The sequence below is a fragment of the Martelella sp. FOR1707 genome (assembly GCF_053484265.1).
Genome location: NZ_JBAKFP010000017.1, coordinates 1 through 1136, shown reverse-complemented (window position 1 = coordinate 1136; position 1136 = coordinate 1). Strand labels below are relative to the sequence as shown.

The 1136-nt window shown below is 55.7% G+C and carries 1 protein-coding gene; it reads right to left on the bottom strand.

What is annotated here, in order from left to right; genetic code table 11:
- Positions 1–39 precede the first annotated feature (39 nt).
- Positions 40–1127, bottom strand: a protein-coding gene (locus V6765_RS24055) for an IS3 family transposase (RefSeq protein WP_448433128.1) whose coding sequence is annotated in 2 segments (ribosomal slippage) — positions 40–866 and positions 866–1127 — 1089 coding nt in all. Because the reading frame shifts where the segments join, the coding sequence is not laid out codon by codon here.
- Positions 1128–1136 lie beyond the last annotated feature (9 nt).

Below are 1136 nucleotides of genomic sequence, written 5' to 3'. Positions count from 1 at the left end.
GGTAATCCTCCCCGTTTTAACGGGGTTCAGCGGTAGAATTCACGCGGCCATTTTCAGTTTCTGAGCGGGTGTGATGCCGCCAATGCCCATGTTGGGCCGTTCGTGATTATATGTCCAAAGCCACTCCGTGGCGATCTCCTGCACCTGCGTTGTGCTGTCAAAAGTATACAGATCAAGCCATTCATGCCGAACCGTTCGATTGTAGCGCTCGACATAGGCGTTCTGCTGAGGCTTGCCGGGTTGGATGTAATTCAATGCGTTCCCTTGGGTTTCGGCCCATTCGGTGAGCGTTGAACTGACGTATTCCGGGCCGTTATCAACCCTGATCGCCAGCGGCTTGCCCCGCCATTCTATGATCTGGTTCAGACTGCGCACGACCCGCTCGGCCGGCAGCGAGAAGTCGACCTCAATGCCCAGTCCCTCGCGGTTGAAGTCATCCAATACATTCAAAAGCCTGAACTGGCGGCCGTCCGCCAGACGATCCGCCATGAAGTCCATCGACCAGACCATGTTCGGTGCATCTGGCACCGCCAGTTTCTCCGGCTTCTCCCGCTTCAACCGTCGACGAGGCTTGATCCTGAGGTTCAATTCAAGCTCACGGTAGATGCGGTAGACGCGTTTGTGGTTCCAGTGATGACCCTGGACATTGCGCAGGTGCAGGAAACACAGACCGAAACCCCACGTCTTCTTCACATTCACAAGCCCAAGCAACAGATCGGCGATCTTTTCGTTGTCGGCATTGCGCTGAGGGCTATACCGATAACAGGTCTCGCTGACGCCAAACGTCCTGCATGAAAGCGCGATGCTCACACCACGTTGCGCCACTGCTTTGACGGCCAGCTCCCGGCGCTGAGATGGCCCTGTCATTTTTTTCCGAGAGCCTCCTTCAGCAGATCGGCTTGCATGCTCAAATCCGCATACATCCGTTTCAATCGTCGGTTCTCGTCTTCCAGAGCCTTCATCTGGCTCATCATCGAGGCGTCCATGCCGCCATACTTCGCACGCCACTTGTAAAAACTGGCGGTGCTGATGCCATGTTCCCTGCAAAGCTCTGGCACCGGCATGCCACCTTCCGCCTGGCGCAACACGGACATGATCTGGGCTTCGCTAAATCGGCTCTTCTTCATCTAAATCTC